The 929-nt window shown below is 71.8% G+C and carries 1 protein-coding gene; it reads left to right on the top strand.

Annotated elements, in window-relative coordinates:
- A partial coding sequence (locus IE172_RS34200; protein WP_190101261.1) for an acyltransferase domain-containing protein occupies positions 1-929 on the top strand: 929 nt, incomplete at both ends.

Here is a 929-nt window from a genome sequence, read left to right as displayed (position 1 = left end):
GACCGGCCCCGCCGGGCCGGCGTCTCCTCCTTCGGCGTCAGCGGCACCAACGCGCACGCCATCATCGAAGAGTCCCCCGTCGCCCTCGACCAGGGCCGGCCCGCCGACTCGGGCGTCGTGCCGTGGGTGATCTCTGCCCGGACCGCCGACGCGCTGCGCGCCCAGGCACGGCAGCTCCGCGAATACGTCGTACAGCGGCCCGAGTTGGACACCGCAGCCGTCGCCGACACGCTCGTCAACGGGCGCGCCCTGTTCGAGCACCGCGCCGTGGTCGTCGCCGAGACCCCCGACGCTCTCACCGCCGCGCTCGACGCCCTCGCTCAGGGGGAGCCCTCACCCCACCTCGTGCAGGGCATCGCGCCCGACGAGACCGGGAGGACCGTGTTCGTGTTCCCGGGGCAGGGGACGCAGTGGGCCGGTATGGGTGCCGAACTCCTCAATGCTGTGCCCGCGTTCGCCGAGTCGATGGCTCGCTGCGAGGAAGCCCTCGCGCCTTACGTCGACTGGTCGCTGACCGAGGTGCTGCGCTCCGGTGCGGAGTTGGACCGGGTCGACGTCATCCAGCCTGTCACCTGGGCCGTCATGGTGTCCCTCGCCGCGACCTGGCAGGAACTCGGTGTCCGTCCGGATGCGGTCGTCGGCCACTCCCAGGGCGAGATCGCCGCCGCGGCTGTGGCGGGTGCGCTTTCGCTCGAGGACGCGGCCAAGGTCGTCGCCGTACGCGCACGGATCATCGGCGAGCACCTCGCCGGCCGGGGCGCCATGGCCTCCATCCCCCAGCCTGTCCAGACGGTCGAAGAACACCTGACCAGTGGCGTCAGCATCGCCGCCGTCAACGGCCCCAACACCACCGTCGTTTCGGGCGACAAGGACGCCGTCGAAACCCTGGTCGCGGACCTTCAGGGCCAGGACATCCGGGCCCGGCTCAT

It is taken from the genome of Streptomyces griseoflavus, from assembly GCF_014649995.1.
Taxonomy (GTDB): Bacteria; Actinomycetota; Actinomycetes; order Streptomycetales; family Streptomycetaceae; genus Streptomyces; species Streptomyces griseoflavus.
This window is presented reverse-complemented; position numbering and strand designations above follow the sequence as displayed.